Consider the following 19,813-nt stretch of genomic DNA (forward strand, 5'->3'; position numbering starts at 1 on the left):
ATCATCCCGGCGCCGCCCCTACGTCTGAACGCCCCATGCTCAAGCCCGACGACTACCTGAGCGAGATCAACGGCATCATTGCCCGATCCACCGACCGCGACGGCCTCACGCCCACCGCGGTGGACCACCTGTTCTTCGCCCGCCAGAGCTCGCCCTCGCTGCCCATGCACACGGCGCAGTGGCCCTGCTTCGCGCTGGTCACGCAGGGCGCCAAGCGCCTCACCCTGGGCGAGGAGGTTTACCACTACGGCGTCGGCGATTGCCTGGTGGTGACGCTGGACCTGCCCGTCATCTCGTGCATCGTGCAGGCCACGCCCGAGCGGCCCAAGCTGAGCCTGGGCATGGCCATCGACGGCGCGCGCCTGCAGGAGGTGCTGTCGCGCGTGAGCCTGCCGCCCGAGGCGCTGCGCGGCGACAGCCTGCGCGGCGTGGCCGTGCACAAGGCGCCGCTGGAGCTGCTGGACGCCATGCTGCGCCTGGTGCGCCTGCTCGAGCGCCCGCAGGACATCGCGGCCATGGCGCCGCTGATCGAACAGGAGATCCTCTACCGCCTGCTCACCGGTCCGCACGGCCCCGCCCTGTTGCGCATCGCCTCGGCCAACAGCCCCAGCAACAAGATCGCCAAGGCCATCGCCTGGCTGCGCCAGAACTACAGGCAGCCGCTGCGCATCGAGGCCCTGGCCAGCCAGGTGGGCATGAGCGCCTCGTCCCTGCACCACCACTTCAGCCTGGTCACCGCCATGACGCCGCTGCAGTACCAGAAGCGCCTGCGCCTGCAGGAGGCGCGCCGGCTGATGCTGGTGGAGCGGCTGGACGTGGGCAGCGCCGGCTACCGCGTGGGCTACCAGAGCGCCTCCCAGTTCAGCCGCGAGTACAGCCGCCAGTTCGGCCTGTCGCCGCTGCGCGACCTGGAGAGCGCGCTGGGCACCGGCGAGGGATACACACCGGTGCCCGCCTGAAGCAGCGCCCCCAGAGGCACCGCGGAACCGGCTGTGCCAGGCCGCAGGCGCCGCCCCCTCGAGGGGGTCGCGCGAAGCGCGGCGGGGGTGCTACCCCAGTTTGAAGGGCAGGTCGCGCAAGGGCTTGCCGGTGATCCTCGCCAGCGCGTTCGCCCACGCCGGCGCCAGCGGCGGCAGGCCGGGCTCGCCCATGCCGGTGGGCGGGTCGGCGCTGGGCACGGTGTGCACGGCCACCGTCGGCATCTCGGTGATGCGCGCGACGCGGTAGTCGCCGAAGTTGCCCTGCTCGACCACGCCGTCCTTGAGCGTGATGGCCGCGCCGGGCAGGCACATGCCCAGGCCCATCAGCGCCGCGCCCTGCACCTGCGCCTCCACCGTGCGCGGGTTGACCACGAGGTTGCAGTGCACGCCCGCCGTCACCCGGTGCAGCACGGGTGCGCCGTCCTTCACCGAGGCCTCGACCACGTAGGCCACCACCGAGTCGAAGCTCTCGTGCACCGCCACGCCCCAGGCGCGGCCCTCGGCCAGCTTGCGCTTGCCGTAGCCGCTCCTGTCCACCGCGAGCTTCAGCGCGTCGCGGTGGCGCGGGTGCTGATCGCCGAACATCGCCAGCCGGTAGGCCACCGGGTCCTGGTTCGTCTCGCGCGCGATCTGGTCGATCAGCGTCTCCATCACGAAAGCGGTGTGCGTGGAGCCCACGCTGCGCCACCACAGCACGGGCACGTTCAGCTGGGGGTGGTGCACGGTGAGGCGCATGGGCAGCGGATAGGGCGCGCGCATGCCTTCCACGGCGGTCTGGTCCACGCCGTTCTTCACCATGAAGGGTTCGAAGGGGCTGCCGGCGATGATGGACTGGCCCACGATCACGTGGTCCCAGGCCAGCACGCGGCCGCGCTCATCGAAGCCGATGCGCGCGCGGTGCAGGTGCATGGGGCGGTAGTAGCCGCCCTTGATGTCGTCCTCGCGGCTCCAGACGGTGCGCACCGGCGCGCGCACCCCCGCCTCGCGCGCGGCGCGGGCGATCTGGCAGGCCTCGACCACGTACTCGCTGCTGGGCACGCCGCGCCGGCCGAAGCCGCCGCCGGCCGCCTGCACGTTCACGCGCACCTGCTCGGGCTTGAGGCCCAGGGCGCGCGCCGCGGCCAGGCCGTCCAGGCCCGGCATCTGCGTGCCCACCCACAGCGTGGCGCCGCCCTCGGCGAGCTCCACCGTGCAGTTGAGCGGCTCCATGGGCGCGTGCGCGAGGTAGGGAAAGACGAACTCGGCCTCGATGCGTTTCGGCGCCGTGGCCAGCGGCGCCATGTCGGCGTCGAAATGCACCGCGCCGGGCCGACCGGCGAGCTCGCGGTACTGGGCGAGCTGGCGTTCGCTGTCGACCTTGTCCACCGCGTCGCTGGCCCAGTCGAGCTTGAGCGCGTCGCGCCCGAGCTTGGCGGGCCAGTAGCCCTCGGCCACCACGGCCACGCCCTCGGCGCCGCGGTCCAGTGGCACGCGCAGCACGGCCTTCACGCCTTTCACGGCGCGCGCGGCGCCGTCGTCCACCGAGCGCAGCTTGGCGCCGAACACCGGCGGGCGCGCGATCACGGCCGTGAGCTGGCCCGGGCGGCGCACGTCGATGCCGAAGTCCTGCCGGCCGCTGCTCTTGGCGCGCGCGTCCAGCCGCGTGGTGGGCTGGCCGATGAGCTTGAAGCGCTTCGGGTCCTTCAGCGCCACGCGCTCGGGCACGGGCTGCTGCATCGCGGCCTCGGCCAGTTCGCCGTAGCTGGCGCGGCGGCCGCCGGGACCGATGACGTGGCCGGCCTCGGTGCGCAGCGTGGCCGGGTCGGCCTGCCAGCGCGCGGCGGCCGCGCCCACCAGCATGGCGCGCGTGCGGGCACCGAGTTCGCGGTACTGCGTGAAGCTGTTCTTGACGGCCGTGGAGCCGCCCGTGAGGTGCATGCCCGCCAGCGGGTCGGCATAGGCCGGGTCATTGGTGCCGAGCTGGCTGCGCACCTGGCTCCAGTCGGCGTCCAGCTCCTCGGCCAGCACCATGGGCAGCGCGGTCTGCACGCCCTGGCCGAATTCGAGCCGGTTCACGGTGACGGTGACGGTCCCGTCGGTGGCGATGGCGACGAAGGCGCCGGGCCGCTGCGTGGGCTTGAGCGCCGCGTCGGGCGCGCCCGCGCCCTGGGCCTGGGCGGCCAGGGGCGCGAGGCCCAGCGCGAAGCCGCTGGCCACGGCGAGCTTGAGGAAGCCGCGACGCGGCAGCTCGGCCGCGCCCTCGGCGGGCGCGCCGCCGCGCGCCAGCATCAGCTGCAGCGCGCGGGGCAGTTCGGGGGTGAAGGTGGAAGGCAGCATGTCCGTTCCTCCGTCAGGCGATGGCGCGCGCGGCCTCGGCCACGGCGGCGCGGATGCGCTCGTAGGTGCCGCAGCGGCACACGTTGCCGGCCATGGCCGCGTCGATGTCGGCGGCGCTCGGCCGCTGGCCCTTGGGCAGCGATTTGAGGAAGGCCGTGGCGCTCATGATCTGGCCGCTCTGGCAGTAGCCGCACTGCGCCACGTCGTGCTTCACCCAGGCCTCGTGCACGGCGCGGCCCACGCGGTCCTCGCCTTGCGCCACGGCCTCGATGGTGGTGATCGCCCGGCCCTCCACGCTGCCCACGGGCGTGATGCAGGAGCGGATGGCCTGGCCATCGAGGTGCACGGTGCAGGCGCCGCACAGCGCCGCGCCGCAGCCGAACTTGGTGCCGGTCATGCCCAGGTTGTCGCGCAGGGCCCAGAGCACGGGGGTGCCGGGGTCCACATCGAGCGTGTGGTTCCGGCCATTGACTTGAAGGGTGGTCATGGGGTCTCCCAAGGGGAAAAGGAAGCGGATCGGCCATGCCGGGGCCCAGGCCACCGGCATGGCCGGGAGTGTTGGCCAGCGTCCCCCGGGGGTGTTAGCACAGGGCTGCGAGATGCTTGCCTGATCCTCCAGGCCCAGGCGCGCGCGGCCCAGGCCTTGGGGTGGGGCGCCATCTAGTGGAAACCCTAGGAATGGGGGGTGGCATACTGCCCCTCCCTATAGGTGGTTGCGTCCGCAACCCCACCCCCCGTTTCCCGAGGAGTCAATTTCCATGGATCGCCGTTCCCTCATCAAGAACGCCGGCATCGCCGGCGTGCTCGCCACCGGCATCGCACCCGCGGTGCATGCCCAGGCCGCCGTGCGCTGGCGCCTGGCGTCGAGCTTCCCGAAATCGCTGCCCACCATCTTCGGTTCGGCCGAGAAGTTCTCCGAGACCGTGAAGGCGCTGTCCGGCGGCAAGTTCGAGGTCTCCATCCACGCCGCCGGCGAGATCGTGCCCGCTTTCGGCGTGGTCGACGCGATCCAGGACAGCACCATCGAGATGGCGCAGACCGCGTCCTACTACTTCACCGGCAAGGACTCCATCTTCGCCTTCGGCTGCGCCGTGCCCTTCGGCCTGACCGCGCGCCACATGGACGCCTGGATGGAGCACGGCAACGGCCGCAAGCTCATGGACGAGTTCTACGCCAAGTACAACATCCTCTCCATGAGTTCCGGCAACACCGGCACCCAGATGGGCGGCTGGTACCGCAAGGAAATCAAGACCGTGGCCGACCTCAAGGGCCTGAAGATGCGCATGGGCGGCGGCCTGTTCGGCGAGTCCATGGCCAAGCTGGGCGTGGTGGCGCAGAACATGCCCGCCGGTGAGGTGTACCAGGCCCTGGAGAAGGGCACGCTGGACGCCACCGAGTTCGTCGGCCCCTTCGACGACGAGCGCCTGGGCTTCAACAAGGTCGCGCCCTTCTACCACTACCCCGGCTGGTGGGAAGGCGGCGCCGAGCTGGAGTTCTTCATCAACAAGAAGGCCTTCGACGCCCTGTCCGCCGAGAACAAGGCCATCGTGCGCGCCGCCGGTGCCGTGGCCGCGCGCGACATGACCGCCAAGTACGACGCGCAGAACCCCATCGCCCTCAAGCGCCTGGTGGCCTCGGGCACCAAGCTGGTCGCCTTCCCCAAGGCCGTGATGGACGCCGGCTTCAAGACCGCGATGGAGGTCTTCGCCGAGCACGAGGCCAAGTCGCCCGAGTTCAAGAAGATCCACCAGGACATGCGCGCCTTCCAGCGCGACCAGATCCTGTGGAGCCGCTTCTCCGAGTGGCGCTACGACAGTTACATCACCTCGGCCAAGATCTGAACGGTCCGGCCCCGAGACAAAGCCCGCCGCCCGGCGGGCTTTTTTTTGTCCGCGGGTCCGGCGCCATGCCGCATCATCGGTCCATGAGCCCACCCCGCCTGTACGCCGCCGAGGCCACCGCCGCCGCCCTGCCCTACCCCGCGCTCGCCGACGCCATCGCCGCGCTGCTGCGCGACCCCACGGTGAAGGTGCCGGCGCGCACCGTGCTGCCCCTGCCCGCGGGCGGCACCTTCTTCGCCATGCCCGCCACCGACGCGCGCGTGGCCATCACCAAGCTGATCAGCTTCGTCGCCGACAACGCCACGCGCGGCCTGCCCGCGATCCAGGGCGACGTGGTGGTGTTCGACGCGCGCGACGGCCGCCGCCTGGCCCTGCTCGACGGCCCCACAGTGACGGCGCGCCGCACCGCCGCCGTCTCGCTGCTGGCCGCGCGCACGCTCGCGCCGCACACCGACGGCCCGCTGCTCATCGTGGGCGCCGGCGTGCAGGGGCGCGCCCACCTGGAGGCCTTCGCCAGTGGTCTGGGCGTGCGGCAGGTGCGCGTGGCCTCGCGCGGTGCGGCCAGCGCCGATGCCCTGGTCGCGCACGCGCGCGACCTCGGCCTGGACGCCCGGCGCGTGGACGACGCCAACGCCGCGCTCGCCGACTGCCCGCTGGTGGTGAGCGCCACCCCGGCGCAGGCCGCGTCGCTGCGCGCCCTGCCGCGCGACGACGCCTTCATCGCCGCCGTGGGCGCCTTCACGCCCACCATGCTCGAATGGGCGCCCGAGGTCTGCCGCCACGTCGCCGCGCGCGGCGCGCTGGCGGTGGACACGCGCGACGCCGACCACGAGGCCGGCGACCTGCTGCAGGCCGGCCTCGACGTGCCCGCCGTGCCCACGCTGGCCGACTGGCTGGCGCGCCCGCGCCCGGCGGGCCCGGTGTTCTTCAAGAACTGCGGCTGGGCGGGCTGGGACCTCGCGGCCGCCCGGCTGGTGGCGGCCGATCTCACCGACATCAACGCATGAACCACGAACAAGACTTCCACACCGAACCCGTGCGCCGCCTGCGCGCCGACCTCGCGCTCGCGCTGCGCGCCGCCGCGCACTTCGGCCTGTCCGAAGGCGTGTGCAACCACTTCAGCGTGGAGCTGCCCGACGGCTCGGGCCGCTTCCTGCTCAACCCGCGCGGCCTGCTCTGGCAGGAGGTGCAGGCCGAGGACATCGTCATGGTGGACACGCAGGGCCGTGCGCTCGCGGGCCGCCACCCGGTGGAGAGCACGGCCATGCACATCCACGCCGGCGTGCACCGCGTGGCGCGCCAGGCCGTGGTGCTGCACACCCACATGCCCTACGCCACCGCGCTCACGCTCACGCGCGAGCGCGCGCTGGACAGCACACTGTCGCAGAACGCCATGCGCTTCCATGGTCGCGTGGCCAGCGACCCGGTCTACAACGGCCTCGCGCTCGACCACGCCGAGGGTGAGCGCATTGCGCGCGCCATGGGCGGCGCCGAGGTGGCCTTCCTCGCCAACCACGGCGTCATCGTCTGCGGCGCGCGCATCGACCACGCCTTCGACGACCTCTACTACCTGGAGCGCGCCTGCATGGCGCAGGTGCTCGCCGCCTCCAGTGGCCTGCCGCTGGCGCCCAGCACGCCCGAGATGGCCGCGCGCGTGGCCGAACAGACCCTGGGCGAACGCCTGCAGTCCGAGTTGTTCTTCGAGGCGCTGCGGCGCCGCCTCTGAGCGCGCCCGATCAGTCCGGCCAGGCGAAGCGTGCGGGTGCCTTGTGCACGAAGCGCCGAACCGCCTCGGCGTGCGCTTCGCTGCACAAGGCCAGCGCCTGCGCATCGGCCTCCGCGTCGAGCAGGCCGGCGAGGTCCTGGTCGAAGGACCGGTTCAAGGCGCGCTTGGCGAGCGACAAAGCCAGCGGCGAGGCCTCGCGCAGCGCCGCCGCCAGCGCCAGGGCGCGGTCGAGCAGGGTCTGCGCGGGCAGCACCTCCATCGCCAGCCCCAGCGCCAGCGCCTCGGGCGCGCGGACCTCGCGCGCGGAGAACACCAGCTCCTTGGCGCGCTGCAGGCCCACCACGCGCGGCAGCGTGTGCAGCGCGCCGCAATCGGGCACCAGGCCCACGCGCCCGAACACCATGCACAGGCGCGCGCGCTCGCTCAGCAGCACCAGGTCGGCCAGCAGCAGCAGGCTGAAGCCGGCGCCGTAGGCCACGCCGTCCACGGCGGCGATGACTGGCCTGTCGAAACCGTGCAGGGCCTCGGTCATGTGGCGGTAGCGCGCCATGCCGGCCCGGGCTTCGGGCGCGCCGCGCGGACCGGCCTCGCCCATGCCCTTGACGTCGCCGCCGGCGCAGAAGTGCTCGCCCGCGCCGTGCAGCACCAGGACGCGCACGTCCTCGCGCGCGCGCAGCGCGCGCAGCGCCTCGGTCAGCTCATCGGCCATGCGGCGGCTGATGGCGTTGCGCGCCTCGGGGCGGTTGAGCGTCAGGCGGGCCACGCCGCCGTCGACGCCGAGCAACAGGGTGTCGTACGCGTGCATCGCGGCCCCCGGGCTCAGAGCACGGCCTTCCCGCGCAAGGCCGCGATGGCGGCCTCATCGAGCCCCAGCACCTCGCGCAGCAGCTCGTCGGTGTGCTGGCCCAGCACCGGCGGCGCCATGGGCGCGCGGTCGGCCACGCCGGTGAAGCGGATCGGGCTGCCACAGAAGCGCGTGGGGCCGGCCTGCGCGTGCTCGGCCACGAGCGCCACGCCACGGTGCTGCACCTGCGGGTCGGCGAACACCTCGGGGTAGCTGTTGACCGGGCCGCTGGGAATGCCGGCGTTCTTGAGCGCGGCGAGCAGCTCGGCCGAGGTCCAGCGCGCGGTGATGGCGCCGAAGGTCGAGGCCAGTTCCGTGCGGTGGCGCAGGCGATCGCTGTTGGTGGCGAAGCGGGGGTCGCTCGCCAACTCGGGATGGCCCAGCACCTCGCAGAACTGGCGGTATTGCTCCTCGCTGCCGCAGATGACGATGACGCTGCGGTCGGCGCAGGCAAAGGCCTGCGAAGGCAAGCCGCCGTTGCCCTCGGTGCCGCGGCGCGGCGGCACCTGGCCGGTGGCCAGGTAGGTCGCCACCGAATGCGTTTGCGCCACGATGGTGCTGTCGAGCAAGGCGATGTCGATGTGCGCGCCCTCGCCCGAGTGGGTGTCGCGCTCGTACAGCGCGGCCAGGACACCGGCGGTCGCGAACTGGCCGGCCATGAAATCGGCCAGGCTGGGCCCGGTCTTCATGGGGCCGCCGCCGGGCACGCCGTCGGGCAGGCCAGTCACGGACATGAGGCCGCTCATGGCCTGGAACACCGTGTCGTAGCCGGGCTGCGCGGCGTAGGGGCCGGTCTGGCCGAAACCCGTGACGGAGCAATAGACCAGGCGCGGGTTCACGCGCTGGAGCGAGTCGTAGTCCAGGCCGTAGCGCTGAAGGTCGCCGACCTTGTAGTTCTCGATCAGCACGTCGCTGCGTTCGACGAGTCGGCGCACCAGGTCCTGGCCCTCGGGGCGGGCGAGGTCGATGGTGATGGAGCGCTTGTTGCGGTTGGCCGAGAGGTACATGGGCGACTCGCGCGTGTCGCGGCCGTCGCGGTCTTTCAGGAAGGGTGGTCCCCAGCGGCGCGCCTCGTCGCCGCGCCCCGGGCGCTCGATCTTGATGACCTCGGCGCCGAGGTCGCCCAGGGACTGCGCGGCCAGCGGCGCGGCGAGGATGCGGCTGAGGTCCAGGACCCGGATGCCGGTGAGGGGCAGGCGTTTCATGTGCGGGTCTTTCCTGAACTCATGTCATGCGGGCCAGGCCTGACCGGCCGCGAGCTGGAACTGGCGATCCGCCGCGCCGAGTTCCGATTGCAGGCGCCGCGCGCGGTAGGTCCAGCGGTGCAGCGGGTGTTCCAGCGTGAGGCCCATGGCGCCCATGAACTGGTGCAGGTCGTAGGCCACCGGGCGCACGGCCTGCTGCGCCTGGCCCAGGGCCAGCGCGGCCGGCACACTGCCCGCCGCCGCCGCCAGCGCCAGCCAGCGCACCCCCTCCACGGCCACGGCGCTGTGCGCCAGCCGGTGCTGCACGGCCTGCAGGCTGCCCAGCGGGCGGCCGAACTGGCGCCGGTCGCTCACGTGCTGCACCACGCTGGCCAGCGCGGCCGACAGGCAGCCGGCGATCTCGGCGGCGATGGCCACGCGCCAGAGGTCCAGGCAGGCCTTGGGGTCGGTGTCGAGCCGCCGCCAGGACAGGGCCTCGGGCGCGACCAGTTCGCCCATGGGGTAGGCCCACAGGCTCTCGACCTCGCGCGCGTCGCCCGGCGCCAGCGCCGCGGCGAACACCCCATCGGCCTCGATGGCCACCGCGCAGGCCGCCTGCGCGAGAAAGCGCGCCGGCGCGTGCCGGTCCTCGCCCAGCACCGCGCACACGCGCGGCAGGCCCAGCCGCGGCGCCAGCAGCGCCGACGCGCCGAGCTCGGTGCAGAACGGCAGGCGCGCCAGGGCGATCACCATCGCGGCGGCGGCCACCGGGCCCAGGCCTTCGGTGGTCATGGCCTCGAAGTAGCCGCCCTGCTCCAGGTCGCGGTCCAGTTCGGACAGGCACTCCACGCGCGCCGGCGCGGGCGTTCGCGCGAGGTGGTGCTGCACCACCTGCTCCACCGCGTCGAGCAGGGCGCGCTGGTCGTCGTTGAGTTCAAAGTTCATGCGCGGGCCTCGCGCGGCAGCTTCAGGAAGTCCTGCGCCACCAGGTTGAGCTGGACCTCGGCCGCGCCCGCCGCGATGCCGGCGGCGATGGCGCGTTCGTGGTGCGAGAGGTGCAGCGGGAAGGCGTCGCCGCAGTAGCTGTCGGGCAGGAACTGCATGCCGAAATCGGACACCTGGTGGTCGGCCGCGATCACGGCCGTGCGGGCCACGTTGGCGTCGGCCGTGGGCGGCAGGCCGCGCGCGCGCTGGTGAATCACGCGGTAGACCAGCAGGCGCGCGGCCTCGATGGCGGCCAGCGCCTGGCCCGCGCGCGCCCGGATCAGCGGATCGTCGAAGCGGCCTTGCGACTGCAGTTGGCGCACCAAGCCGTCGAGCACGCGGCGCGAGAAGGCGTAGCGCGCGATGCCCACGCGCTCGTGCGACAGCGCCCAGCCGATGATGGGCCAGGCCTGACCCTCCTCGCCGAGCAGCGCATCGGCCGGTACCACCACGTCGTCGAAGAAGACCTCGTGGATGTCGCCCTCGCCGATCAGCGAAGGAATGCCGCGCACGGTGATGCCCGGCGTGTCCATGGGCACGAGGAAGATGCAGATGCCCTGGCGGCCCGCGCCGCCGGTGCGCGCGAGCAGGAAGCAGGTCTGCGCCAGGCCGGCGTACGAGGTCCAGATCTTGGAGCCGTTGATCACATAGTCCTGGCCCCGCCGCTCGGCGCGCGTGCGCAAGGCCGCGAGGTCCGAGCCCGCCGACGGCTCGGAGAAGCCCTGGCACCAGATCGCCTGACCCGCCGCCATCGGCGGCAGGTAGCGCCGCTGCTGCGGCACCGAGCCGAAACGCATGATGGTCTGGCCGATGAAGTTGACGTTCATGTACTGCGCGCCGCGCGGTTCGCCAGCGGCCCAGAGCTCTTCACCGATGATGAAGTGGTGCCAGGGCGGCGCGCCGCGGCCACCGTGCTCCACCGGCCAGTGCGGCACCAGCAGGCCGGCCTCGGCCAGCTTCGGGCAGAAATTCAGCGAGAAGGCCGTCTGCTCCGGGCTGCCCGGGCCGTGGCGGCTCAGGCGCGCCCAATCGGGCGGCAGTTCGCGCGCGAGCAGGTCGCGCACGCGTTCGCGCAAGGCCGTCTGCTCCTCGGTCCACGAGAAATCCATGTGAGTCCCTGTCGTTCTTTCAGGCGGGTGCGGCGTCGCGGTTGACCTGGTGCAGGTAACTCAGGTAGCCCATGGGCACGAAGCTGCCGCCGTTGACGCCGATCACCGTTCCACTGGTCCACGCGGACGCGTCGCTCACCAGGTAGGCGCACAGCGGCCCCACGTCCTCGGGGCGGCCCAGGCGCTGCAGCGGCACGGTCTGCACCTGGCGGCGGATGCGTTCGGGCGTGTCGAAGGTCTTCGCCAGCTCATCCGTCATCACCACGCCGGGCGCCACCGCGTTCACGCGGATGCCGCGGTGGCCCCATTCGGCGGCCATGGTGCGCGTGAGGTTCTCCAGCGCCGCCTTGGCCGCGCCGTAGTGCCCCGTGCCCGGGTTGGGATACGAGGCGCTGCGCGAGCTGATGTTGACGATCGATCCCCCGCGCACCATGGCGCGCGCGGCGGCCTGCGCGGCGAAGAACGCGGCCTTGAGGTTGAGGTCGACCACGCGGTCCCACTGCGCCTCGCCGATGGTGTCGAGCGGCCCGACGTCGGCGGGGCTGGCGCTGCCGGCGTTGTTGACCCAGCCGTCGATGGCGCCGAAGCGCTCGAGCGTGGCGGCGATCAGGCGGTCGCGGTCGTCGCTGCGCGTGATGTCGCCCACCACCGCGAGGGCTTGCGCGCCCAGGGCCTGCACGCCGCGCACCGTCTCGTCCAGCGCCAGGGCGCCGCGCCCCGACACCACCACGTTCGCACCGCACCGCGCCATCGCGTCCGAGATGCCACGCCCGATGCCCTTGCCGCCGCCGGTGACGACGACCGTCTTGCCCACCAGAGAGAACAAACCCGGCACGCTCATTGCGGGTGGTACCCGATCTGCTTGGCCGCCGCCGCCCACATGTCCTGCTCGGCCTTCGTGTTCTGCGCGTGCACCTCGGTGCCACCGCCCACGGGCACCACGCCGGCCTGCGCCAGGCGCTCGCGGATGGATGGGTCTTTCAGGACCTCGTTGAAGGCCGCGTTGAGTTTCTCGACCACCGCGTCGGGCGTGCCAGCCGGCACCCAGATGCCATAGGAGAAGGCGAACTGCAGATCGCGCACGCCGACCTCGGCCAGCGTGGGCACGTCGGGCAGCGAGGGGGAGCGCTCCTGCGCCCCGTGCGCGATCGCCTTGATGCGCCCCTCCTTGATCATGCCCAGGTAGAACACCGGCACGTCGATCCCCATCTGGATTTCGTTCGTCATCAGCGCCGTGGCCACCTGCGTGGAGCCCTTGTACGGAATGGCCACCGCCTCGAAGCCGGCCTTGGACTTCAGCATCTCGGTGGCCAGCAGGATGCTGCCGGCCGTGTGCGAGTAGTTCAGCTTGCCCGGGTTCGCCTTGGCGTAGGCCATGAACTCGCTGAAGTTGTTCACCGGCATCGCGCCGGGAACCATCAGCGTCATGCCACCGCGGGCGATGCTCACCACCGACCGCAGCGACTTGAGGATGTCGAACTTCAGGTCCTTGATGAGCACGGGCGTGAGGCTGCCGCCGCCCAGCCACAGCATGGTGTAGCCGTCGGCCGGCGACTGCGCCACATGCTGCGAGCCGATGATGGCCGCGCCACCGGGCTTGTTCTCCACCACCACCGGCTGCCGGAGCACGGCACCCAGCTTCTCGGCGAAGGCGCGCGCCATGGTGTCGGAGCCGCCGGCCGCAAAGGGCACGACCAGCTTCACCGGCCGGTTCGGGAAATCGGCCTGCGCCCAGGCGCCGCCGGCAGCGGCGGCCAGCGCCAGCGCGCTGGCGGCGGCGCGCGCGAGCCAGCGGCGGCGCGGCGAAGAAGGGCGGTGGATCGGCGTGCGGGGCATGGGTCTGTCTCCTGTTTCAATTGATGGAACATCTGACCTGCATGCCTGGAAGCGGCCAGTGGGGCGCGATTCTAGGAACGGCCTTCTCTCTCTGAAACCTGGCGGCCTCCGCTTTAGGGGAAAACACATTCCCAGTGTTCCACGATGTGGACAGAATGCTTGGATCGAAAACTCGGACCACCAAGACCATGCCCCGCACCGCCGCGCCGCCACCCCCCAGTTCCGACGGCACGCAGGCCGTGCACCGCGCGGCCAGCATCCTGCGCGCCATCGCCCAGGCCGGCGCCGAAGGCGATTCGCTCGCCGGCATCGCGCAGCGCCTGGCGCTGCCGCGCTCCACGGTGCACCGCATCCTGGGCTGCCTGCTCGACGAGCGCCTGGTCGAGCGCGCCGATGGCCGCCGCTACCGCATGGGCCCGTTGATCCACGAGTTCGGTCTCACGCCCGCCGCGGGCTCGCAGGACGTGAGGCGCTGGCGCCACGCGGTGGAGGCGGTGGCGGCGCGCACGGGCGTCACCGCCTACCTGATGCGGCGCAGCGGCACCGAGGCCGTGTGCCTGCTCAAGGTGGACGGCAACGCGGTGGTGCGTTTCGTGCCGGTGGACGTGGGCCAACGCCGCCTGCTCGGCGTGGGCGCGGGCGCCACCGCCCTGCTGGCCGCGCTCGAGCCCGCGCGCGCCGACGACATGATCCGCGCCGTGGCGCCGGGGCTGGACCGCTACCCGCGCCTGAACGCCAACAGCCTGCGCGCCGCCGTGGCCCTGGTGCGCCGCAGCGGCTTCGCCATCAGCCAGGGCACGGTGGTGGACGACGGCTTCGGCATGGGCCGCGCCCTGCCCGCGAGCGAGGGCACGCCGCACCTGGCCATCAGCATCGCCGCGCACGCCACCATGGTCACGGAGTCGCGCATCGCGGCGTGGAAGAAGGTGATCGTGGAAGAAGTGCAGGCCGCGGGGCCTGGCCGGGCGCGCGACTAGGCGCCGTGCGCCGCTCCGCCCCCGACCCGGATCACCACAGCACCCGCACGCCCACGCCACCGCTCAGGCCGCTGCCGGTGCGCGCGTCGCCGCCCAGGTCCCACAGCCGGCTCACCTCGCCGTACAGGCTGACGGTGGGGCCGAGTCGCCAGTCCAGGCCCGCGCTCAGCTCACTGCTGCTGCCGCCGGTGCGACTGCTGATGTCGGTGCCACCGGCGCCGCCGACGAAGCGCGTGATGTCCGTGCTGTTGCTGCGCTTGTAGAGGTTCAGGCTGGCGTAGGGGCGCAGCGCGCCGGGGCCTGCGTTGAAAAGCCCTTTCACGCGCACCCCCATGCGAGCGATCCAGCTGCCACCGGTGTCCTGCTGCACGGAGGCTCCGCTCAGGCCGGTCTCGTCCAGGCTCAGGCGCTGGTAGGCCAGTTGCACCGAGGGCTCGATCAGCCAGCGCGGCGAGAGTGCGAAACCCTGGCCGGCTTCCAACGACGCCATCAGGCTGTCGCCCGTGCCGGCGCTCGATTCGCCCTGCGCCGGCGTGGCGCTGTAGCGGTGGTGGCCCAGCTGCAGCACGGCGTCCAGGCTCAGGCTGTCGCGCTGCCAGGTGGCGTAGCCGCCCAGGTACTGGCTGCGCAGGTCGTTGCGGCCGGACAGGTAGTTCGCGGCGCCGCTGGCCTGACCACGCACATCCATGTCGCCCTCGAGCTGGCCCAGGTAGAGGCCCGCGCGCCAATCCCCTTCGTTCCACAGGTCGGTGCCGGTCTGGAAGCCGTTCAGGCGGCCGTTGCTCATGGGGCTGACCGTGCCCTGCTGCGCGATGTCGCGGTCCACGCTGAACACGCGGCCCCAGGCCTGGCGCTCGCGCCCGCTGTTGTCGGTGCCTGCGCGCGATTCGCCCATGCGCTGCTGGCGGTTGCCGAGCATGGCGATGTCGAGCGCGCGGAACTGCTCGGGCACCACCGCGTACAGCGCCACTTCGCTGCGAAGGCCGTCGGAGCGCAGGTACCAGTTCTCGCCGACGCCGTTGGCGTCGGCCGCGTACAGGCGGTACTGGTAGGCGCCACCGCCCACGACACCGTTGGCCAGGCGGAACGCGTCCTTGGTGGTCTGCGCGGTGGTGGTGGCGCCGCCGGTGGCGGTGATGACCTCGATGCCATCGCCCGTGGTAGGCGCGCCCAGGCCGCCGAAGTGGGCGATGCCCAGCAGCGTGGTGCCGGTGGCGCTGGCCCCCGCGCCATTGAGCACCAGCCGGCCACTGGCCAGGCCGCCCGCGCCCGGGGCCGTGCCCACGCGCAAGGTGCCGCCCTGGCCCACGTAGGCGCCCGTCATGGTGAGCGTGCCGCCGGGCAGCGAGACCGTGCCGGCGTTGTTCAGCGTGCTGAGGGTCTGGTCGAAATCGCCGGCGTCGAGCGCGCCCGAGGCGCCGACCGTGTGCGCCGAAGCGGCGCTGAAGGCGTTGGCCACGCCCGCGCGCAGCGTGCCGCCGGTGATGTGGGTGGCCCCGCTGTAGGTGCTGGCGCGGGTGAGCGTGGTCGTGCCACTGCCCACGTGGTTGAGGCTGATGCTGCCGGTGATGGCCGGCGCGAAGCTGTACGCGGCGGCGTTGTGGTTGAAGTTCAGCACCGCCGTGCCGGCGCCGCCGTTCACGACGGAGGCGATCACCGCGCCTGGCGCGACCGCGGCCTGGCCCACGGCGCCGCCAATGTTCAGGACGGCGGAGCCGGCGGCGTTGGCGGCCAGGTTGATGGCAGAGGCCCCGCTGTTGGCGGAGACCACCGCACCGTCGGCCACGGTCAGCGTGGCCGAGCCCGACGCGCCCAAGTTGATGGTGGCGGTGGTCGACGCGAGCCTGGAGCCGGCCCCCGTGACCAGACCTGTGAAACCGCCGGGCATGGAGCCCAGATGCAGCACCGCCCCCTCCAACGCGCCGCCGTCGGACACCTCCAGCGTGCCGCGCTGATGGATATACAGGACCGAGGAGCGCAGTCTCGAGCCGGCACCGCTGACGAGCACATCGGCGATGCCGCCGCTGGACACCGTGGCCGAGGTGCCCCCGAAGCGCATGCCGGAGGGTCCGGTCGAGGCAAGGAAGCCCCCGTCCAGCACACGGATGCGGGCCTGCCCGGACACTCCCTGCAGCACGGTCGACGTCACCGAGGTGCCCGCGCCCTGAACGGTCAATGCGCCCGCGGTGCCCGCCGTTTGCCCCACCTGCAATCCGCCGAGGGTGCCATAGCTCGCACCGGCTTCGAACGTCAGCCCGGCCCCGGCAGCAGACTCCACCGTCAAGGTGCCGCCGCTGGGCGAGAGGGCCACGTTCCCTCGGATCGGTGGCAGCGTCGCCGTGACAGTGAAGGAGCCGATCAGGCCGATCGTGGAACTCGGGTCGGCGCTCGCGTTGGCCGCATGGATCGCCGCGATCAGTTCCGCTTCGTTGGACGCCGTGAAGCTGGCCGCCTGCGACAGGCCACTGGTGGCCAAACCGGCCAAGACCAGTGCTGCGTTCCCTACCGTTCCCTGATGTCGGTTCACTGAATCGCCCCCTATGAAAACAATAGCACTACATTGAGCATGCACAAGGCACACCCCGCGAAGCGCGGCAGTCTAGATGTTGTGGGAGCAAGGACTCTGAACCGCATGGTCAACGGATGAACCAGCAACGCGAGCGGCTTTGGCTTCTCATCCGGCGGACACCACGGCACACTGTTCCCATGAACACGTCAACGCCATGGCATCTGACAGCGGCCCTTGCGCTGGCCCTGTCGCTCGCGGCCTGCGGGGACCGCGACACCGCCGCTCCGACGGCCCCCGCATCACCGGCGCCAAGCCCGGCGCCGGCCCCGCCCCCCGCCCCCAGCACCGACCAGTGGATCGGTCAGTGGAACGGTCCGGAAGGGACCTTCGTCCGCATCACGGGCGGCAACGGCCACTACGACGTCACCGTGCAGAACCTGGATGGGCCGCGAACCTTCGTCGGCATGGCGGTGGGTGATGCGATCGAGTTCGAACGCGATGGAAAGCAGGAAGTCCTGCGCGCCAGCAACGGCGAGCAGACAGGCATGAAGTGGCTGGCCGGCAAGAAGGACTGCCTGAAGGTCCGGACCGGCGAGGGCTACTGCCGGGACTGAGCGCCCGGCGCAGCCGTGCCCGCGTCAGCCGGCGAGCCGAAACGCCAGCACCGGCAGGTCCTGCATCGTCAGCGTCTCGGCCTTCACCGGCACCGGGCCACGCTTGAACAGCGCGTGCAACTGGTCCGGCACCGCCTCCACGCCCAGCACGATCGCCTGGACGATGTTGCCTTCCTTCAGCCGGATATGGCCGTAGACATACGGTGCGATCGCCTCGAAGCGCGGGTGGCAGGCCGGCGCGATGTTGTGCGTCGCGAAGAGCAGCGTGCCCTCGCCGCTGATCTCGGCGCCCTCGACCGACCAACTGCCGCAGTGCTCGCAGCATCCCGTGGGCGGGAACGTCAACTGGCCGCAGGTGCTGCACCGCATGGCGCGAAACACACCTTCCTTCAGCCCCTCGTAGTACCAGCGGATCGCGCTGGGGCGGGTCTCTTCGTTGCTCATGTCAAATGGCTCCCAGAACAACCGCGGTGCTGATCATCGCGTAGCCATGCGTGTGGATCATGGCGACCTCGGGCCGCTTCGGCATCTGGCGCCGGCCCGCCTGGCCGCGCATCTGCAGCGCGGCCTCGTAGATGTCGGAGCCCGCACTCGCGCCCCAGGCGTGCCCGAAGGCGTGCCGCCCCCCGTGCGTGGACATCGGCCGATCGCCGTCGAACCGGAGGCGACCCTCGCGCGCCGCCGTCAAGCCTTCGCCGGCCTTCAGGTAGCCGATCATCTCCGCCGTGCAAAGCCCGGAGATGTGCGAGCAGTCGTGCGTGTGCAGGTAGCCGAGGTCGCCGGCCTTGATGCCCGCCATGTCCATCGCCGCCTGGCAGGCGCGCCGATCGAACTCCCACTGCGTGGGGTCCTCGCCATACCAGGGCAGGTCGCTGTAGCAGATGCCGAAGCCCTTGAAGCCGATCGGCGCCGCCTTGGCACCGCGCAAGGCCCCGGGCCGCGCGATCACCAGCGCCGACGCGCCGTCGGCGGTCGTGACCAGACTCATCAGCCGCGACGGCCAGGCGACGAAGGGGTTGTGCTGGTCGGACCGCCAGAGATCGTAGGGATCGGAGAAGCCTTCGGACGCGGCCTTCGCTTCCAGGGTCTCCTGCACGTTCGCCTTCGGGTTCATCGAACCGTGCAGCCGCCGCGTGCGGCAGAGCTCGAACATGCCGCGGTCGTAGTCCTCGATCGAGATGCCGTACTTGCGGCAGTAGCCGAGCGCGACCAGGCCGTTGTAGGTGGAGAAGATGTCGTAGCCCTGCGGCACGCCATAGGCCTGATTCACCGCCATGTCGGTCCAGAGCCAGGTCTGCTGGTGGCTGATCGGCTCGCGCTCGTAGGGGCTGTAGCCCTTCACCTTGGTGCGCGTGGTCTCGAGGCCATAGACCAGGCAGACGTCATAGACCCCGGCCGCCACCGCCATCGCCGCCATCGCCGCGCCAACGCTGGTGGTCGAACACTGCGCCTCGAAATGCACGCCAGCCTTGAACTGCGTTCCGGTCCATTTCGCGAGCTGGGTATAGGTGCCCGGCACCTGCGAGCTGTGCACCATGGCATTGCCGGCGAACACCGCATCGACGTCCTGGCCGCTCAGCCCGGCGTCGTCGAGGGCCTCCTTCACCGCTGTGGCGGTCAGCTCCTGCAGGCTCAGTCCCTTGAGACCGGGCGTGCTGAGCAGGTCACCGAATCGCGAACACCCGACGCCGGCAATCGCCACCGGTTCGCGCAACATGTTCCGCATACGCACCCCTTTCCAGGGCCCGTGGACCGCCTCGACCGTGGGCGACTGCCTTGACCCAGGAAGCGCAATCTAGTCCGGTGCCACCCGCCGATGTTGATGCGCATCAAGCTTGCGCACGCGCCGCCGTCCCCGTCGGCTGATGCGGCTCATTCGCCGTGGCGCAGCGGCCGGTACCGCTGACGGTTCTCCAGCGCGCCGGCCGACGCGGCCTTGAGCAGGCGCTGGAACGAAGGGCACTGCGCGTGGCTCGGCGCGGGGCAGGCCGCGGCGTGCCGCAGGCCCTCGGCCATGGCCTTCAGGCGCTTGACCATGCGCTCGAGTTCGTCGGCCTTGGACGACAGCATGGCCCGGTCGATGCGGGGCGCGCCACCGGGCGTGAACATCTCCCGGATCTCGTCCAGCGAGAACCCCGCCGCCTGACCCAGGGCGATGAGCGCCAGCTGGTCCAGCACCGCCGGCGAGAAGCGGCGCCGCGCCCCGGCGGACGCCAGGGAACGGATGAGCCCCTTGCGCTCGTAGTAGCGCAGCGCCGAGGCGGCCACGCCGGATTGCTTGGCGACTTCCGAGATGTCCATAAAAACCGCTTGACTTGAAGTTGACTTCAACTTCTATGCTTTCTCCATCGCATCAAAAAGTCAATCGATTCCTGGAGATCCCCCATGCCTTCCCTGCCCCTCATCGCACACACCGTTCTCATCGGCATTGGCGCCACGGCCCTGATGGACGTCTGGCTGCTGGTCCTGGCGCGCCTGGGCGTGCCCACCGCGGGCTTCGCCATGGTCGGTCGCTGGGTGGGGCACATCGCCCGGGGGCGGTTCGCCCACGCGGCCATCGCCAAGGCCCCGCCCCTGCCCTTTGAGCGCGGCCTGGGCTGGCTCACCCACTACCTCGTCGGCATCGCCTACGCCGCGCTGCTCATCGCCGCGCTGGGCCTGGACTGGCTGGCGCAGCCAACGGTCCTGCCGGCCCTGGTGTTCGGGCTCGCCACCGTGGCCGCTCCCTGGCTCGTGATGCAGCCCGCCATGGGCGCCGGCTTCCTGGCCCTGAAGACGCCCACGCCGCTGAAGAACTGCCTGCGCAACCTGGCCAACCACGCCGTGTTCGGTGCCGGCCTGTACCTGGCGGCCGCGGCCCTGGCCGCGTCTCACTGATCCGCGCCTTCATCGA

The 19,813-nt window shown here is 71.7% G+C and carries 19 protein-coding genes; 7 read left to right on the forward strand and 12 right to left on the reverse strand.

Translation table 11 applies throughout. The annotated features are described in order from the left end of the window. The first annotated feature begins 35 nt into the window (after nucleotides 1–35). The gene (locus tag JNX00_RS20290) at nucleotides 36–959 is read left to right on the forward strand and encodes an AraC family transcriptional regulator (protein ID WP_070399308.1); all 924 of its coding nucleotides are present in this window, start codon (nucleotides 36–38) and stop codon (nucleotides 957–959) included. 90 nt (nucleotides 960–1,049) lie between these two features. On the opposite strand, the gene JNX00_RS20295 is transcribed toward JNX00_RS20290, so the two are convergent. Together JNX00_RS20295 and JNX00_RS20300 are read right to left on the reverse strand one after the other, a co-directional pair. After that, entirely contained in the window at nucleotides 1,050–3,296 is a 2,247-nt protein-coding gene (locus JNX00_RS20295; protein ID WP_204743494.1) for a xanthine dehydrogenase family protein molybdopterin-binding subunit, read from the reverse strand. A gap of 13 nt (nucleotides 3,297–3,309) precedes the next feature. Then, the gene (locus JNX00_RS20300; protein ID WP_070399306.1) at nucleotides 3,310–3,783 is read right to left on the reverse strand and encodes a (2Fe-2S)-binding protein; all 474 of its coding nucleotides are present in this window, start codon (nucleotides 3,781–3,783) and stop codon (nucleotides 3,310–3,312) included. A gap of 271 nt (nucleotides 3,784–4,054) precedes the next feature. Between JNX00_RS20300 and dctP the strand changes: the two genes are divergently transcribed. The 3 genes from dctP (at nucleotide 4,055) to JNX00_RS20315 (ending at nucleotide 6,863) form a co-directional block, all read left to right on the forward strand. Further along, a complete protein-coding gene (dctP, locus tag JNX00_RS20305; RefSeq protein ID WP_070399305.1) occupies nucleotides 4,055–5,137 on the forward strand; it encodes a TRAP transporter substrate-binding protein DctP in 1,083 nt (360 codons plus the stop codon). Between the two features lie 83 nt (nucleotides 5,138–5,220). Continuing rightward, nucleotides 5,221–6,144: a delta(1)-pyrroline-2-carboxylate reductase family protein gene (locus tag JNX00_RS20310; protein ID WP_204743495.1), complete on the forward strand. Its 924-nt coding sequence runs from the start codon at nucleotides 5,221–5,223 to the stop codon at nucleotides 6,142–6,144. After that, nucleotides 6,141–6,863: an aldolase gene (locus JNX00_RS20315; protein ID WP_204743496.1), complete on the forward strand. Its 723-nt coding sequence runs from the start codon at nucleotides 6,141–6,143 to the stop codon at nucleotides 6,861–6,863. Before JNX00_RS20310 ends, JNX00_RS20315 begins: the two co-directional genes overlap by 4 nt. Before the next feature lie 10 nt (nucleotides 6,864–6,873). On the opposite strand, the gene JNX00_RS20320 is transcribed toward JNX00_RS20315, so the two are convergent. From JNX00_RS20320 to JNX00_RS20345, 6 genes are read right to left on the reverse strand one after another with little or no spacing between them, the layout of a single operon-like run. Continuing rightward, entirely contained in the window at nucleotides 6,874–7,668 is a 795-nt protein-coding gene (locus JNX00_RS20320; RefSeq protein ID WP_204743497.1) for an enoyl-CoA hydratase/isomerase family protein, read from the reverse strand. A 14-nt stretch (nucleotides 7,669–7,682) separates the two neighbouring features. Continuing rightward, nucleotides 7,683–8,912 carry a CaiB/BaiF CoA-transferase family protein gene (locus tag JNX00_RS20325; RefSeq protein WP_204743498.1) on the reverse strand — a complete coding sequence of 410 codons (1,230 nt, stop codon included), beginning with the start codon at nucleotides 8,910–8,912 and terminating at the stop codon, nucleotides 7,683–7,685. A gap of 24 nt (nucleotides 8,913–8,936) precedes the next feature. Beyond that, nucleotides 8,937–9,836 carry an acyl-CoA dehydrogenase family protein gene (locus JNX00_RS20330; RefSeq protein ID WP_204743499.1) on the reverse strand — a complete coding sequence of 300 codons (900 nt, stop codon included), beginning with the start codon at nucleotides 9,834–9,836 and terminating at the stop codon, nucleotides 8,937–8,939. Beyond that, complete coding sequence (locus tag JNX00_RS20335) at nucleotides 9,833–10,984, reverse strand: acyl-CoA dehydrogenase family protein (RefSeq protein WP_204743500.1); 1,152 nt, start codon at nucleotides 10,982–10,984, stop codon at nucleotides 9,833–9,835. The genes JNX00_RS20330 and JNX00_RS20335 overlap by 4 nt, the downstream gene beginning before the upstream one ends. A gap of 19 nt (nucleotides 10,985–11,003) precedes the next feature. Further along, entirely contained in the window at nucleotides 11,004–11,825 is an 822-nt protein-coding gene (locus JNX00_RS20340) for an SDR family NAD(P)-dependent oxidoreductase (RefSeq protein WP_204743501.1), read from the reverse strand. Continuing rightward, nucleotides 11,822–12,820 (reverse strand): tripartite tricarboxylate transporter substrate binding protein, encoded by a 999-nt coding sequence (locus tag JNX00_RS20345; protein WP_204743502.1) that lies wholly within the window; start codon nucleotides 12,818–12,820, stop codon nucleotides 11,822–11,824. Before JNX00_RS20345 ends, JNX00_RS20340 begins: the two co-directional genes overlap by 4 nt. Nucleotides 12,821–13,008: 188 nt before the next feature. Here JNX00_RS20345 and JNX00_RS20350 point away from each other — a divergent pair, with 188 nt between their 5' ends. Continuing rightward, entirely contained in the window at nucleotides 13,009–13,797 is a 789-nt protein-coding gene (locus JNX00_RS20350; protein ID WP_204743503.1) for a helix-turn-helix domain-containing protein, read from the forward strand. 31 nt (nucleotides 13,798–13,828) lie between these two features. On the opposite strand, the gene JNX00_RS20355 is transcribed toward JNX00_RS20350, so the two are convergent. Next, nucleotides 13,829–16,282: an autotransporter domain-containing protein gene (locus JNX00_RS20355; RefSeq protein ID WP_204743504.1), complete on the reverse strand. Its 2,454-nt coding sequence runs from the start codon at nucleotides 16,280–16,282 to the stop codon at nucleotides 13,829–13,831. Between the two features lie 221 nt (nucleotides 16,283–16,503). Here JNX00_RS20355 and JNX00_RS20360 point away from each other — a divergent pair, with 221 nt between their 5' ends. Then, nucleotides 16,504–16,920 (forward strand): hypothetical protein, encoded by a 417-nt coding sequence (locus tag JNX00_RS20360; RefSeq protein WP_204743505.1) that lies wholly within the window; start codon nucleotides 16,504–16,506, stop codon nucleotides 16,918–16,920. A 24-nt stretch (nucleotides 16,921–16,944) separates the two neighbouring features. On the opposite strand, the gene JNX00_RS20365 is transcribed toward JNX00_RS20360, so the two are convergent. From JNX00_RS20365 to JNX00_RS20375, 3 genes are all read right to left on the reverse strand, one after another. Further along, nucleotides 16,945–17,364: a zinc ribbon domain-containing protein gene (locus tag JNX00_RS20365; RefSeq protein ID WP_204743506.1), complete on the reverse strand. Its 420-nt coding sequence runs from the start codon at nucleotides 17,362–17,364 to the stop codon at nucleotides 16,945–16,947. 1 nt (nucleotide 17,365) lies between these two features. Beyond that, a complete protein-coding gene (locus JNX00_RS20370; protein WP_239478194.1) occupies nucleotides 17,366–18,637 on the reverse strand; it encodes a thiolase family protein in 1,272 nt (423 codons plus the stop codon). 155 nt (nucleotides 18,638–18,792) lie between these two features. Beyond that, a complete protein-coding gene (locus tag JNX00_RS20375) occupies nucleotides 18,793–19,221 on the reverse strand; it encodes a helix-turn-helix domain-containing protein (RefSeq protein ID WP_204743507.1) in 429 nt (142 codons plus the stop codon). An 84-nt stretch (nucleotides 19,222–19,305) separates the two neighbouring features. On the opposite strand from JNX00_RS20375, the gene JNX00_RS20380 reads away from it, so the two are divergent. Further along, nucleotides 19,306–19,797 carry a DUF2938 family protein gene (locus JNX00_RS20380; RefSeq protein ID WP_204743508.1) on the forward strand — a complete coding sequence of 164 codons (492 nt, stop codon included), beginning with the start codon at nucleotides 19,306–19,308 and terminating at the stop codon, nucleotides 19,795–19,797. The last annotated feature ends 16 nt before the right edge of the window (nucleotides 19,798–19,813 follow it).

It is taken from the genome of Hydrogenophaga sp. YM1 (assembly GCF_016903055.1).
GTDB classification, from domain to species: Bacteria; Pseudomonadota; Gammaproteobacteria; order Burkholderiales; family Burkholderiaceae_C; genus Hydrogenophaga; species Hydrogenophaga borbori.